Here is a 15,945-nt window from a genome sequence, read left to right as displayed (position 1 = left end):
ATACATCAGTATGATAATGTATTATAAGGATACTAAATTTCAGATACCGGACTTCTTTAAGAAGTCCGGTATCTTGATATTAATGATCAACTATCTATTTTTCCTAAAGCAATAGATATGGAACCAATGACAACTAAAAACGCGCCAATAATACCTATTAAAGTAATATGTTCTGGAGGGATAATATTATGAAAAGATGAGTTAATAATATAAACAAATATAAGGGTAAAAATAGGAGCAAGAGACAATACAGCACTAACCCTTGATGCTTGCCAATGTTCGAGAGATTCGGCAAATGCACCATAGGCAATAAGAGTATTTAACCCACAAAATAGTAAGATGATCAAATGAAAAATATCTAAAGTAAACAATGTAGATATTTTAGCAAAGGGAGTAAATAATAAAGCACATCCACCATAAATAACTAAGGTAATTTTAGTAGAATTTAAAGATGTCAATAATTGTTTTTGCGTTAAGGCGTAAATTGCCCAAGCTATAGCTCCTAAAACAATCAAACCACTACCTAATAAATATTGTCCTTTACTAGTAAGAATATTAGTAATTTGAGCATGGAAAAATAAACTAAAACCGGTGGTTAAAATGCCCACTCCTAACCATTGATATAATGTATAACGTTCTTTAAAAATGAATAAACCTCCAAAACTTAATAACACTTGAGCTAATTGAATAATTAACTCAGCATTAGCTGGAGCGGTTAATGCTAAACCTTGCATAAATAGAAAGTAATTAATTGCCAAAAATATGGTAGAAGTGGCTAATAATTTAGTAGATGTATTTTGTAATTCGGGAAAATTAGGTAATTTTTTAGTAGCTGTTAAATAGATTAATAATATTATAAAAGACATTAAAAATCTAAACCAAACTACTGTATAAACATCAAGTTTTTGTAAAGTAATTGTTAAACCGATAGGCAAAATTCCCCATAAAAAAGATGTAATGAGGGATAGAATTAACCCTAAACGCCAGCGACCGGAAGTTTGATGTATCATTAATGTGGAAATGGTAGGATATTTAATGACTTTAGGACTTAAGCAAGTGTCAGACTAAAAAATCTGTTGCAGGGTGCGTCAGATATCAACAATTTGGTTATTTACATGATTTATACTGTCGGACGTGGTTGATGAGCTTGTCGAATCACACCCTACCAATGTGCCAATTGCATAAGTCTTGGACTTCTTACTATTAGGACTTACGCACAAATTAATCAAAACCCTCATTCTTTCATAGGCGTAATTCATGAATTACCCATACTTTCATGATGTTTTGTGTAACTCCTGACTATTCTACTCATTATTCTAACTATTAATGTATTGATCCGGTTAATATTCCGATACCCAAATTGCCTAAGAAGTCAGGAATCTTTTTTATTTCATTATTACACCAACTTGAGCAATATTACAAATCCTCCAGATTAATTCATAAATTAATATTTTAACATTTGTAATAATTCTGTTTCTGTTAATTGAATAATTCCTAATTTTTCCGCTTTTTCTAATTTTGAACCTGCATCTTCTCCTACTACCAAAAAGTCTGTTTTTTTGCTAATACTATCTGTAACTTTTCCTCCTGCTTGTTGAATTAATTTTTTTGCTTCATCTCTTTTTAATGTGGTTAATGTACCCGTAATAACAAAGGTTTTCCCTGCTAATTTTTGATTTTCAGGATTATTTTCCATATTCTCATTTGCTGCTTCCTGGTTAGCAAATTGTAAGCCTATTGATTCTAAGCGACTAATTAAGTTTTGATTTACCGTCATACGAAACCATTGGTATACTGACTGAGCTATTTCTGGACCAACACCATATACATTTTCTATGTCCGATTGTCTAGCATTACTTAGTTGTGTCACGTTAGTAAATTTTTCTGTGAGTAATTGAGCATTCACACTACCGACATGACGAATACCCAAACCATATAATACTTTAGGCCAGGGCTGATTTTTGGATTGAGCGATCGCAGTGACCAATTTTACAGCAGATTTTTCTCCCATGCGTTCCAATGTACATAATTTTGCTGTTGTCAATTCATATAAGTCAGCGATAGAATGAACTAATTTTTTATCTACTAATTGATGTACTAACTTTTCCCCTACACCTTTAATATCCAAAGCGTCTCGACTTACCCAATGTTCAATTTCTCCTTTTAAAATAGCTGCACAAGAAGAATTGACACATCTTGTTACTGCTTCTCCTAACTCTCTAACCACAGGTTGTCCACATACAGGACAATTAACCGGCATAATAAAAGGTTGTGTACCTGCGGGGCGTAATTCTTTAATTACTCTGACTACTTCCGGTATAATTTCACCTGCTTTTCTCACAATTACAGTGTCACCAATACGGATATCTAATTGTTGAATGCGATCGCTATTGTGTAAAGTAGCACGAGATACAGTAGTTCCCGCCAATTGTACTGGTAGCATTTCGGCTAAAGGAGTCAAAGCCCCAGTTCTGCCAACATTAACAGTTATTTTTTCTACACGGGTAGGAGCTTCTTGAGCAGGATATTTTAACGCTATAGCCCATCGAGGAAACTTCTGTGTAAACCCTAATTGTTCTTGTAATTTAAAAGTATTTAATTTTACTACTACACCATCAGTCATATACGGAGAATTAAGTCTTGCCGTGTCCCAATACTCATAATATTCGGACACTTCAGCGATAGAACGACAAAGTTTATGGTTAGTATCAACACGAAAACCCAACTTTTGCAATAACTCCAGAGATTCCCATTGCGTATCAGCAACACTAGCATCATCCAAACCAGCAATATGGAGGGTATAAGCAAAAAAATCTAACTGACGTTGAGCAACAATGCGAGAATCTAACTGTCTTAAGGTACCAGCTACAGCATTACGAGGATTAGCAAATAACTGTTCTCCGTCCTTTTTTCTGCGTTCATTAATTTGCCTAAACAACTCCACAGGTAAAAATACTTCTCCCCGCACCTCCACCTTGGGAATATTTTTGAAAGCACCTGTTAAATAGTCAAAATTCAAACGTAGAGGAATAGAACGAATAGTGCGAACATTCTGAGTAATATCTTCACCCATAACTCCATCACCTCTAGTTGCACCTCTAACTAAAATACCATTTTCGTAAGTTAAAGCTAAAGCTGCACCATCAATTTTCAACTCTGTTACATATTCCGTATCTACTATTAAATACTGAGAAGGTAAATGTCTTTGCCAACGTTGATTCCAGTTTTCTAACTCAGTAATATTAAAAGCATTTTCCAGACTGTAAAGAGGAATATTATGGCGTACAGATGTAAAATGTGTTGCAGGTTTTTCGCCAACACGCTGAGTAGGGCTATCAGGAGTAATTAATTCTGAGTATTTTCTCTCTATATCTTGTAGTTCTCGATACAATCTATCATAAACTGTATCTTCCATAATTGGATTATCTAAAACATAATAAGCATAACTAGCTCGTTGTAATAATTCACGTAATTCTTTTGCACGCTTTATTTCTAGTTGAGTTGGTTTCATTAGTTTAGAATCAAGTAAATGAGATTAAATGAAAGTAGCAGTTAGATCCCCGACTTCTTAAAGAAGTCAGGGATCTTAAATTAATAATATTAGATTTGTGATTTTATCCAACTATGAAAAGAACGAATCATAGGAGTTTCTCCTATTTCCCAACTTTGGGCTAAAAAACGGAGAATTTCTGTATTTAAAGGTAAATTAGCAAAGGTAGAAGAATCATTATAAAGTAAATAAATTCCATCAGATAAATGATAAATTTGCATTACAGGATAATCATAACGCCAAACTTCAGGAACACCTAAAGCCAAATAAATAGGTAATTTATCAATAGAAGAACTAGTATAATCAACTTCTATAACTAAATCTGGAGGTGGATCCTGAGTTAAATCTAAAGTTAAATCTAAAGTTAAATCTAAAATTTGTTTATTTCGCATTATCGCTTCATTTTCAATATAAAAACTAGCATCAGGTTCTACACCTTTTTCTAAATCTTGACGTTTACAAGTAAGTGAACCAATACTGTTCAAATTAAGATTCAGTTCTTCAGATAAAGCATCAATTAGCTTTTCTATTAATCTTTCATTATGTTCATGAGGCATTAAAGGAGTGATAATTTTTAGTCTTCCTTCATCATAGGTTAAACGGGTATTACGATGATTACCTATTTCCATTAAAATGCTTTCAAAAGTGTGCCAGGAAATATGATTAAGTATGGTGCGGTTGGTGCTAGTAGGTGCTAGAGTTAGCATAGGACTTCACCTCGTATTTTTTACTATTATCTTAGTATAGCATTTAATGTAATTTGATGTTATATTAAAAAAGTATCTTCAATAAAATTGAGGTAAATACAACCATGACACAGGAATTAATGGACTTAAGAAATTGTATTTTACAACAACGTTACAATGATGCTTTAGCTATTGTAGATGAGTTAGAAGCTATGGGTAAACAAGCTATTTTGAGAAATATAGAATCATTTTTAAAAATATTGTTAATTCATTTGATTAAGAATCAAATTGAACAACGAGTAACAAATTCTTGGGCTGCTTCTATTCGCAATTCATTAATAGAAATTAAAAAACTCAATCTCAAGGAAAATAAAAAATCCTATTATATTAATCAAAATGAATGGAATATTTATATTCAAGAGGGAATAGATAGCGCCATTCGTGATGCTAGTGTAGAGGTTTTGAATGGTGTTTATAGTCCCTTTAAAATTGCAGAAATAGTAGATCAAGAACAGATAATTAATCAAACTCAAATTTTATTAGAATTGAGTTATAATTATTCAGTGAAGGAATTAGCAGCAGTTATTGATAATTATTTAATTCAGTTACCTGGAGGTGAAGATTGGAAATTAGGAAAAATATAGTTTTATAAATTTTGAAATAATAAGATCCCGGACTTATTTAAAAAGCTCGGAATCCGATATTATTGCTAATATTATGTATTATTTATGCCAATCTTCCACCTCATATAAAAACCGAGTATTAGCCATTAACTTGCGATTTGCTGAGGTACTTTGCACAAATACCGCATATTTTTCTAAATTACTCGGCTTAATTCTAATACTAGCATCCATTGGTAAACCTAACATTTCTGGCCTTGCTGAAATTTATGCTATAATCTTAACGCAGGTTATAAAAACTACATGGTAACTATCATAATTCTCAACATTTTATAACTTTTCTACTAAAAAAATATGAAAAAATTAACTGAACATCCTTTAATTATTGGCCATCGTGGTGCTAGTGGTTATCTTCCTGAACACACATTAGCAAGTTATGAATTAGCGATTAATTTAGGAGTAGATTATATTGAACCTGATATAGTTATGAGTAAAGATGGTATTTTAATTGCTAGACATGAAAATGAAATTTCTGAAACTACTAATATTGCAGAAAAACCAGAATTTGCCCATTTAAAAACTACTAAAATCATTGATGGAGAAATTAAAATAGGTTGGTTTACGGAAGATTTAACTTTAGCAGAATTAAAAACTTTAAAAGCTAAGGAAAGGATTCCTGATTTGCGTCCCCAAAGTGCAAAATATGATGATCATTTTCCCATTTGTACATTACCAGAAATCATTAATTTAGTAGCATCTAAAAATCAAGAATTAGGTAAAATAGATAAAAATATTGGTATTTGTATAGAAGTTAAACATCCTAGTTATTTTGCTTCTATTGGTTTATCTTTGTTAGAACCTTTATTAACAACTTTAAGTAATATAAAAAATACTCATTTACCGATAATTATTGAATGTTTTGAAATGAGTTTTTTACAATCTTTAAAAAATCTATCCCAAATTACAGAAATCACAAATTTTCCTTTAGTACAATTAATTAATGATATTGGTAAGCCTTATGATTTTATTGTTAATCATGATTCTCGCACTTATCAAGATTTAATTACACCGCAGGAATTAACCAAAATAAGTAATTATGCCCAAGGAATATCAGTTCATAAAAATTTAGTTGTTCCTAGAGATATTCATGGTAAACTATTAACACCAACATCTTTAATTAACGATGCCCATAATCTCAATTTACAGGTTTATAGCTGGACTTTTAGAAATGAAAATGTGTTCTTACCATTGGATTTTCAAAATCAGCCAAAATTAGAATATAAGTTATTTTTTGAATTGGGGATAGATGGGGTATTTACTGATTTTCCTGATTATGTTATCTGAATCAGGATACACAGGATGTCAGGATTTACAGCATTAAAAAAGAATGTTAATCTTACAAATACTAATTTATTCAGTTTTAGAACTTACTCAAGTGTCACACTAGAAAATCTGTTGTAGGATGCGTCAGATATTACAGCATAATAACGGAAACTGCTGTATCAAAGTGGATGATAAATATCCACAGAATCAGGATTAAGATAGGGATGTTGTAAATCTATAAAATGCTGTTGAAAATGTTGTTGAATAATGATCATTTTTTCTTCAATGGCATTTTTACCCTTTTCCCAAGATTCTAATAACGCATTGGCCATAATTTGACAACGGTTAACACCAAAACTTTCTTGAGGGGCAAATTTTTGATGGGGTTCTTCTGCTAACCCTAATCCCGGCGCTAAATATTTAGTAAATAAGGGTATTTCTGGTTTAAAATATTGTTGATTTTCATGATAAATCACTTGCAAAATTTCCCTAATTTCCGGATAATTTTCCCTTTCAAAATATAATACTCCTGCATCATAACGTCCATAGACATTAGGATTATACAACACTTGAAAACTAAAGGGTATGGTGTATTTATTTAAGGTTTTTGTAATTTTATCCATAACAGATATTGCACCTTGAGGATTAAAATTAAAATAGATTCTTCCTAAACCTAAATCACTATTTTCTATTGATTCTTGGGCTTTTCCTACGTTACTAACTGCAATATAATAACCATTTTGCAGGCGATTTTTGGGCATCCAAATTGCTATTAATTCTCCTACTTTGGCGGGGTTTTTTCTGTTTCTTAGATGACATTCTGGTTCTATATATAATGTTAAACCATTTTTGGTAACTGCCATACTACCATCTGGTTCTATTCTTAATACTTGCCATTGCGGTTCATAATGTCCAATACCATGATTATGATTATGGAGTTTTTGATAAAATTCTGTATCTACTCCTAAGCTACTATGAATATCAAAGTTGAATTTTGCTTGATGTTGATTACTGGCAGATAATATGGTTTTTAATGCCCCATTATAATAGATGCCATGTAAGAAGTTTCTCAATAATAAATTGAGATATTTCTGTTGTAATGATGATGGATTTTGTTGAAATCTATTGGCTAGGTTACTGGGTATGGTAAATGGTTGATATTGGGGATGGTAAATACAAAAATTTGGTTCTATTTGGATATTACTGGCAATATCTAATAGGGAATTAAAGGTTTTCTCTGTGGTGTAATTAATCATTATCTGACCTGTGGAAAATTACTAATACTAAATATGCAAAGTCTAACAACCACGAAGGCGGGTTTTTTGAGGGAAAATTGGGATTAATTGCGCTTTTTTATGGATCTGTGGTAGTTTTTCTAAACTATGTAAATTAGTGATGGGTTGCAATATTTCTGTTGCTGAAATACCAAATATATTTAATATTGATTTCTCTGGTATTGTTAATAGGTTTTTCGCTATTTCTAGCATGGCTAAATGGGTATTGTCAAAGTATTTTTGCTGGGTAATACTATGATTAATTCTGTGAATTAATGCTAATCCTGTAAATTGAATAATGTGTAGCATCAAGTCCCGTCTTTCTTCTAATATATTGGGGAATGTTTCTAAGTAAGCGCGAATTAAAGCGATTATTGTTGGCTGAATCGTCTCTAAGGGAATAATAGCTAATTCTAAGGATTCTCCGATATCTAAGGTAATATCTACTACTAAACTACTGAGCCAAATATGTAAGTAACTGGCTAATAATGTTCCTAAATCATAGGCTGGATCGCCCCAAGCGCAACCTTCCCAGTCAATTATTTTAATTAAGCAATTATCTAGTTGTTGCCATCGAGAATGAATTAAAATATTACTTAAGTGTAAATCGTTATGGGTTAAACAACATGGTTTCCACTGATATGATAAATCGGCGATCGCTGATTCTATTCTTTCATTTTGCTGATACTCCAGATAAAATTGCCACCCTTCTGTGGGTATGATACTAAAAGTATCAGGTGTGATTATTTCTATACCCTGTGCTGGATTGTAAAAATTATAGCGGTACTGTCCCTGGGGTGCAGTGGACATAAAATCACGGTATTCTTTTTGATTAAATGTAGTACGGTGTAATTCCGCTAACGTAGTACCAATAGCGATCGCTATTTCTGAGTCAAAAACGTTACCAAAAATACTACTGTGTTGGTAAAATTTATTTAATTCAATATATTCACTTAGGTACTTACGCACCAAGATAGAGTTTTCTGGATCAAAGTGAATTAATGAAGAGGTAATTTCTCCTATATTACCAAGTTCTGGAAATTGTTGTAATAACTGATTAAACAACCATTCATTAAAAAATTCCTGGCAATTATATATATTAGAATTTTGCTGTTCTTGTTTTACCAAAAGTTGGCGAATTGACAAGTCAGCACTTGCGCTATCCCCTGCCAAGTTCACCAATAAATTGCGATTTTTACCCTGGGTTTCTGGCAACATAGATTTATAGACAGCTTGATCTTCTAGGCTACACAGTCCTGACTTTTGCAAATACTGGATAACATTTTGAGAAGATAGTAATAACAACATACATTATTTCCTATGAATTGAATTTAACTAACAGCTACTCACTGGACGATTAAGATAACTTTACCAGGTTCTGGTGCATAGTCAAAATTTTACCTCACCTTTCCTAATATCTACTAATATCTCATTTGTGTCATAAATACCTGCCAAAATGGCAATATCTACTTTTTTTTTACTGAAAAACCTCAGAGTCAAACTACATAATTTTAACATTTACTTTACATTATCTATAGTATAGCTTTCTACCCAAAATGAAAATATGACCATTGGCACAAATATCTTGACAAGGATTAAGTATAAATATTAAGCACGAAAAATGCTACTTATGGCAACTACTTATAATATCTTTCTTTTTTACAACAGCTATCAATAATCATCTCCCAATGGTCAACTATTAGTTACAATATCATACTGAAATAACCTGCAAACCTACTTGTGGTATAACTTTATTGTTATTAATTTATTTATCTGTAGTTGTAGTAGTTGTAGGGTGCGTCAGCCTATATGCCGGCAAATAAACAAATTTTTGATATCTGACCCACCCTAGGATGAGATGTAATATACTGTACAGTAATCAATAATTAGTATTAAGAAATATCAGTATAAATCCACGATCATCAGCAACACTTTTCTAATTTAAGATAGCAATAGCTACATTCATCTTTTCCACCGTATATGATGTTTACCACGCACACCTCATCCTATGCCAAAGTGCAGTTTTTCCAGCGTCAAGCAGCCTCTCTTCTACTATATCAATCCGTGTTAGAAAATGATGTGGGTAGGTCTTTTCTTCATCTTTTGCAAACTATTCGTTATGCGGATGCCGATGGACGTGACTGTTTGCAGGCCTATGGTCTTTATTTTCAATCTTTAGCTATCACTGGTCAAAATTGGGAACAATTTCTCATTCAACAAATTCTTTGGGCAGATAATCCCTTGACAAAATTGGCACAAAAACAGGAATTTAGTCAATTACCTCCTGCGTTAGTAGCAGCAGCGCGTCATGATTTGCAAATATTACAAAGTCTGTATGAATGTAATAGTGCTGTTTTGAGTGAATGGGTACAAAATGCGGCACATTTACCAGTATCCCCCGTAGTTTGGTATCAAGAGTCAAAACAAGAGAATTTCATCACATTTATTGCCAATTTGGACAATTGGGGAGATGCTGTAGAAAATTTAGCGGCTTATTATCACAAACATGGAACAGGTTTATTTGCTAAATATCTAGCTTTTATGTGGCAAAAAGGAAAATTATTAGGCATAGATGATATTGATCTAGTTAAAATAGATACATTAGTTGGTTATGAATGGCAAAAACAGGCTTTAGTAAAAAATACCGAGTTTTTACTAGCAGGAGAAAAAGCACTGCACGTATTACTGTATGGAAGTAGGGGATCGGGGAAATCTTCATTAGTTAAATCTCTGATAAATCAGTATGGTCATAAACAACTGCGATTAATTGAAATAGCCAAGTCTGAATTACGTGATTTACCGCAAATTATTCAGCAATTGCGAGGAGTACCTCAGAAATTTATTATTTTTGTTGATGATCTTTCCTTTGAAGAAGATGATGATAATTTTAAAGCCATGAAAGTAGTATTAGAGGGTAACTTAACAGCAAAACCAGATAATATGGTTGTATATGCTACTTCAAACCGTCGTCATCTGATCCGGGAGTATTTTGAAGATAGACCGACACCTAAAGACCATGAGGAAGTTCATGGATGGGATACAATGCAAGAAAAGCTATCATTTAGCGATCGCTTTGGACTGACTCTGACCTTTGCAGCCGCAGATCAACCAACCTATTTACAAATTGTTAAGCACCTAGCAAACGCAGCAGAAATCAATATTCCTAGCGATGAATTAGAATACCAAGCGTTACAATGGGCAACTCGTCACAATGGACGTTCTGGTAGAACTGCAAGACAATTTATTGACTTCCTCAAAGCCGATCTAGTCTTATCAAAAAATGTGAGGAATAATGACATTAATCACTAATAACTCTAACTCTAGTCAACTAGTTAAAATCAAACCTCAAAGAAATCCTAGCAGTAGTGTGAACTATCAATTTCTGTTAGGAATAGCTGCCTTTAGCACCAGTTTTGGTTTGAGTTTAATCCCAAACTGGGATTTTTCTAAAGCGTTTTTTACAGCTATAATTACAGTTTTAGCTACCTATTCATCAGCATTTTTTGTAGATAAACGTCGGCGGAATAATGAACTAAAAATCATTGGTTCATTACACAAACATATTAGAGATTTAGAAGGGTTAAAATATCGCATTTTTCGAGAAGTTAAACAACTGGAAGAATATCAAACAGTGCTATATAGTGAAACCCAAAAATTAGAAAATAAAATTACTCAATGTCGGAGTCAAAGAGATAGACTACATCGAGATATAGGAAATTATGCAGCCCACAAAAAAAAGATAGAATTAGAAGTTAATAGCCTAACTAATGAATTTCATAATCTAGAAAAAAGTAATTCTGAACTTACTAATAGTTATAATAATCTCATTGCCGAAAAACGTCGCATCGAGATGAATTATAATGTTTGTCGTACAGAACTAAGTCAAATACAAACACAAATTGAGATATTAAAACCAGAAAAGGAAAAATTAGAAGTTGATGTTACCCTATTAGAAAGAATAAAACCACAATTAGAAGAAAAACTTTATGAATTAAGATTAGAAAATCAAAAATTGGAATTAGAAGTAGGACACCAAAAAGAATTACTTTTAGATACTAATAAAACTCATAAAAACCTAGAACAAAGTTTAAGTAACTTACAAAATCAAGCTATAGATAAACAAGTAGAAATTAATCAACTGCAAAATCAAGTTTCCATCTTACGCACAGAACATGATTTATTGCAAAATCAAATATGGGAATTATTGCAACAAATAGAAACCCTAGAAACCATAGATCATGCAGTTACCATAACATCAGCGATCGCCTCAGATATCACAAAAGAAAACATAGAAGAAGAAAACTTAGGACTATTTCCCTTTGACGAAATATTAGAAACCTATGATCAAGATAATGAATTAGCAAATCATAGTGATCATCTAGGTATAGAATGGCAGAACTTCCTAGGAAAAATCTCTCAAGATCACATAGTAATATTAACAGCAATAGCCACAGAACAAAATCCCCAAACTACCATTAAAAAAATTGCCGAGAAAAATATTACCATGCCCAACCTACTAATAGATGATATTAATGAAATAGCCCATAATACCCTGGGAGAAATAATTATTGAAATAAATAACGAAATACCGAAAATAAGTAGTGAATATTTATTAAAGGTACAAAAAATGATATAAAGTTCAGAGATCCCCGACTTCTTTAAGAAGTCGGGGACCTGAATAATATAAACACAAAATAAGGATAAAAATATATGACAAATCAAAAGATCAGTAAAAAAGTATCTACAACCATTATTAACTCATTAAGTGCAGGAGTAGTTCCCAGAATTGGACTTGAACATATAGCAGTTGGTAGAGAAAAAGAAATACAAAGTTTATTAAAAAACATCCAAGATATATCCGAAGGTATAGCCGCTTTTAGATTTATAATTGGTAACTATGGATCAGGTAAAAGCTTCATCTTACAAATGTTGCGTAACCGGGCAATAGAACAAGGATTTATAGTAGCTGATGCTGACTTATCTGCACAAAGACGACTTGCAGGAAGTCATAACGAAGGGTTGGCAACCTATCGAGAATTAATGATCAGATTATCCACAAAAACCCGTCCAGATGGAGGTGCTTTAATTTCCATTTTAGAAGGTTGGATTAATAAAATTCAACAAGAAGTGGCTAAAGAAACCGGTTTACGTCCCCATGATGAAACCTTTGATGATCAAGTAGAAAGCAAAATTAGAGAAGTAATTACTTATGTAGAAGATTTAGTACATGGCTTTGATTTTGGCACAGTAATTATTGCTTATTGGCGTGGTTATCGTTTAGATGATGATAACTTAAAAAATTCTTCTTTACGCTGGTTGCGTGGCGAATTTAATACCAAAACCGAAGCAAAAACCGCTTTAGGGGTGCGAGTAATTATAGATGATGAAAGTTGGTATGATTATATTAAATTACTAGCTAAATTTATTGCGGAAATAGGTTATAAAGGATTATTAATTTTCTTAGATGAAGCCATAAATTTATATCAAATATCCCCTAGCATTACCAGAGAGAAAAATTATAATCGCTTATTAGGAATGTTTAATGATACCATGCAGTGTAAAGCTGAAAATCTAGGTATTTTCATTGGTGGTACAACCCAGTTTTTAGAAGATCCAAATAGGGGATTATTTGCCGATCCTGCATGGAGAAGACGCACAAAAGAAAGTCGTTTTACCAATCAAACCAACATTGAAGAATACATGAGTCCAGTAATGAGATTACATCCTTTAAGTCAAAACGCAATACTTGTATTATTGCAAAAATTAACAGAAATTCATGCAGTAAATTTTGGTTATCAACAAACATTAAAGAACAGTGATTTACAGGAATTTGTGAAAGAGATAGTTAACCGCTTAGGGGCAGATGCTTTATTAACTCCTGGGGAAATAGTACGAGATTTTATGAGTGTTTTAAACGTAATTTATCAAAATCCGCAAATTACATTTTCTGAATTAATTCATAGTGAGAAATTTCAGCCAACATTAGTAGGTAAAGATGATGATTTAGATGAAGATGATGTTGCTGAATTTACAGTTTAACCTCATAGTTGTAGTCAGATCCCCAACTTCTTAAGTCGGGGATCTTAATTCTGTACTAGATTAATTTTTCGTAATTGCTAAATATTACCTCAAAAATAGTATGAATAAAAATACATTTTCCCAACTTGCACCTTTTATTCAAGAATACATTTATCAACAAAATTGGACACAATTAAGACCTGCACAAATTGCTGCTTGTCAGGTAATCTTAGAAACAGATGCCCATTTATTAATTGCTGCTACCACTGCTGCTGGAAAAACTGAAGCTGCATTTTTACCAGTTTTAACTTTATTACATCAACAACCCGTTAATACTATCGGAGTATTATATATTGGACCAATTAAAGCCTTAATTAATGATCAATTTGCACGATTAACTAACTTACTCAAATTATCGCAAATTCCTGTATACCATTGGCATGGAGATGTTAGTCAAAATCGCAAAAATCAAGTTTTAAAAAATCCTCAAGGTATTCTGCAAATAACACCAGAATCTTTAGAAAGTTTACTAATTAATAAATATCAAGAAATTCCTAGATTATTTGGCAATTTACAATTTATTATTATTGACGAAATTCACGCTTTTATGGGTTCACAACGTGGAGATCAAATTATTTGTCAATTACAAAGATTAGAATATTTGACAAAAATTACTCCTCGGAGAATTGGTTTATCAGCTACATTAGGAGATTATTCATTAGCAGAAAAATGGTTAAGTGCAGGAACAAATAAACCTGTAGTTACTCCCCAAATAGACACAGAAAAAAGACAAATTAAACTAGCTTTAGAACATTTTTTTGATGATAAATATGATCATAATTCACCATATTATCAATCTATTTTTAACTTAACTAAATCTTGTAAATCGTTGATATTTGCTAATAATAGAACTCAAACAGAATCTATCATCACTGCTTTACGTAATATTGCCAAAAAACAGAGTTTTCCTGATATTTATCATGTGCATCATGGTAGTATTTCTGCAAGTTTAAGACAAATAGCAGAAACCGCAATGCGTCAACCAGATAAACCTGCAGTAACTGCTGCTACTTTAACCTTAGAATTAGGGATAGATATTGGAGAATTAGAAAGAGTAATTCAATTAGAATCTCCTTTATCTGTCAGTAGTTTTTTACAAAGATTAGGCCGCAGTGGAAGAAGAGGAGAAACTGCGGATATGCGGTTTATTTGTGCAGAAAATCCATTGTCAAATCATGGTTTATTACCTGATCAAATTCCTTGGCAATTTTTACAATGTATTGCGATTATTCAACTTTATTTAGAAGAAAAATGGATTGAACCAATTAATCCTATTCAATATCCTTTTAGTTTACTTTATCATCAAACCATGAGTATTATTACAGCAATGGGGGAAATTTCTCCAGCAAAATTAGCTAAACAAGTGTTAGAATTTGCACCTTTTAAAAACATTTCTCAGGATGATTATTTATTATTATTGCGTCATTTAATCAATATTAATCATATTCAGAAAAACGAAACTGGTAAATTAATTTTAGGTTTAGCTGGAGAAAAAGTGGTGAGAAAATTTCAATTCTATGCTGTTTTTGCTGATAGTCAAGAATTTTTAGTTAAACATGGTAAAGCAGAAATTGGTAGTGTGGTTATTCCTCCCACTGTGGGAAGTCAATTAATGTTAGCTGGTAAAAATTGGCAAGTTGTAGAAGTTGATTTGCAGAAAAAGGTAATTTCAGTGAAAATTGTTCAGGATCCAAAAGCTGATATATATGATAATAAATCTAGTTATTGGCGTGGTACTGCTGGTAATATTCATGGTAAAATTTTAAGAAAAATGCGCGATATTTTATTAGAAGATGCCAATTATCCTTATTTACAAAAAAATGCTATATCTCGATTATCTACTGTACGTCAATTAGTTAGAAAATATGGTTTGGATAAAGAGAAGGATAAAGAGAATATTATTTTATTAGATGATGGTAGATGTTGTATTTTCCCTTGGTTGGGAACTGTGGGTTATCGTACTTTGGAAAGATTAATTAATAATTTTTGTCGAGAGTCTTTAGAAATTACTACTATTGGAGGTTTAAATCCCTATTATTTGACTTTAAAATTACCCAAGGAGAAGGTTAAATCTGTGCATTCACAAATTACTTCTTTATCTCAACAAAATATTTCTCCTGAATGTTTAGTTATAGGAATTGAAGCACCAAAAATAAATAAGTATGATGAATTTATCCCTGATGCTTTGCTGAGAAAAACATTTATTTATGATTATTTTGATCCAGATATCCGCCTAGATCCCCTTTAAAAACCAGGGCGTTTTCATTGTCAGAAATAAAGTTGTGTTTAGGACTTACGCATTGACAAAAAACATTATCTATGTATTCTAGATCATGCGATCGCTATTAAGATTAGCAAAAATATGCTCACGTACAACTAAAGTAAACAGATTCCTCTGTACTTCATACCAGTTG

General features: G+C 32.1%; 12 protein-coding genes. 6 read left to right on the top strand and 6 right to left on the bottom strand.

The window, feature by feature from the left end:
* Positions 1–86: 86 nt before the first annotated feature.
* The 3 genes from H6F32_RS16940 to H6F32_RS16930 form a co-directional block, all read right to left on the bottom strand.
* Positions 87–1,010, bottom strand: coding sequence for a DMT family transporter (locus H6F32_RS16940; RefSeq protein ID WP_190370479.1), 924 nt, complete (start codon positions 1,008–1,010; stop codon positions 87–89).
* Positions 1,011–1,444: 434 nt separating this feature from the next.
* Positions 1,445–3,511 (bottom strand): NAD-dependent DNA ligase LigA, encoded by a 2,067-nt coding sequence (ligA, locus tag H6F32_RS16935; protein WP_190370478.1) that lies wholly within the window; start codon positions 3,509–3,511, stop codon positions 1,445–1,447.
* An 89-nt stretch (positions 3,512–3,600) separates the two neighbouring features.
* Positions 3,601–4,257, bottom strand: coding sequence for a Uma2 family endonuclease (locus H6F32_RS16930; RefSeq protein ID WP_190370477.1), 657 nt, complete (start codon positions 4,255–4,257; stop codon positions 3,601–3,603).
* A gap of 104 nt (positions 4,258–4,361) precedes the next feature.
* Here H6F32_RS16930 and H6F32_RS16925 point away from each other — a divergent pair, with 104 nt between their 5' ends.
* Positions 4,362–4,880, top strand: coding sequence for a DUF29 family protein (locus H6F32_RS16925; RefSeq protein ID WP_190370476.1), 519 nt, complete (start codon positions 4,362–4,364; stop codon positions 4,878–4,880).
* A gap of 78 nt (positions 4,881–4,958) precedes the next feature.
* Here the strand turns inward: H6F32_RS16925 and H6F32_RS16920 are convergent, their stop codons facing one another.
* Positions 4,959–5,105, bottom strand: a complete 147-nt coding sequence (locus H6F32_RS16920) for a hypothetical protein (protein ID WP_190370475.1) — start codon at positions 5,103–5,105, stop codon at positions 4,959–4,961.
* Positions 5,106–5,210: 105 nt separating this feature from the next.
* On the opposite strand from H6F32_RS16920, the gene H6F32_RS16915 reads away from it, so the two are divergent.
* Positions 5,211–6,200 (top strand): glycerophosphodiester phosphodiesterase, encoded by a 990-nt coding sequence (locus H6F32_RS16915; RefSeq protein WP_190370474.1) that lies wholly within the window; start codon positions 5,211–5,213, stop codon positions 6,198–6,200.
* Between the two features lie 158 nt (positions 6,201–6,358).
* On the opposite strand, the gene H6F32_RS16910 is transcribed toward H6F32_RS16915, so the two are convergent.
* A complete protein-coding gene (locus H6F32_RS16910) occupies positions 6,359–7,435 on the bottom strand; it encodes a T3SS effector HopA1 family protein (RefSeq protein WP_190370473.1) in 1,077 nt (358 codons plus the stop codon).
* A 42-nt stretch (positions 7,436–7,477) separates the two neighbouring features.
* Positions 7,478–8,761, bottom strand: coding sequence for an aminoglycoside phosphotransferase family protein (locus H6F32_RS16905; protein ID WP_190370472.1), 1,284 nt, complete (start codon positions 8,759–8,761; stop codon positions 7,478–7,480).
* 675 nt (positions 8,762–9,436) lie between these two features.
* On the opposite strand from H6F32_RS16905, the gene H6F32_RS16900 reads away from it, so the two are divergent.
* The 4 genes from H6F32_RS16900 to H6F32_RS16885 all read left to right on the top strand — a co-directional run bounded on the left by H6F32_RS16900 (position 9,437) and on the right by H6F32_RS16885 (position 15,779).
* Complete coding sequence (locus H6F32_RS16900) at positions 9,437–10,762, top strand: ATP-binding protein (protein WP_190370490.1); 1,326 nt, start codon at positions 9,437–9,439, stop codon at positions 10,760–10,762.
* Entirely contained in the window at positions 10,746–12,089 is a 1,344-nt protein-coding gene (locus tag H6F32_RS16895) for a tellurite resistance TerB C-terminal domain-containing protein (protein WP_190370471.1), read from the top strand. The genes H6F32_RS16900 and H6F32_RS16895 overlap by 17 nt, the downstream gene beginning before the upstream one ends.
* A gap of 74 nt (positions 12,090–12,163) precedes the next feature.
* The gene (locus tag H6F32_RS16890; protein ID WP_190370470.1) at positions 12,164–13,492 is read left to right on the top strand and encodes an ATP-binding protein; all 1,329 of its coding nucleotides are present in this window, start codon (positions 12,164–12,166) and stop codon (positions 13,490–13,492) included.
* A 100-nt stretch (positions 13,493–13,592) separates the two neighbouring features.
* Positions 13,593–15,779, top strand: coding sequence for a DEAD/DEAH box helicase (locus H6F32_RS16885; protein WP_190370469.1), 2,187 nt, complete (start codon positions 13,593–13,595; stop codon positions 15,777–15,779).
* The last annotated feature ends 166 nt before the right edge of the window (positions 15,780–15,945 follow it).

Origin of the sequence: Anabaena sp. FACHB-1237 (assembly GCF_014696225.1) — a bacterium.
Taxonomy (GTDB): Bacteria; Cyanobacteriota; Cyanobacteriia; order Cyanobacteriales; family Nostocaceae; genus FACHB-1237.
This window is presented reverse-complemented; position numbering and strand designations above follow the sequence as displayed.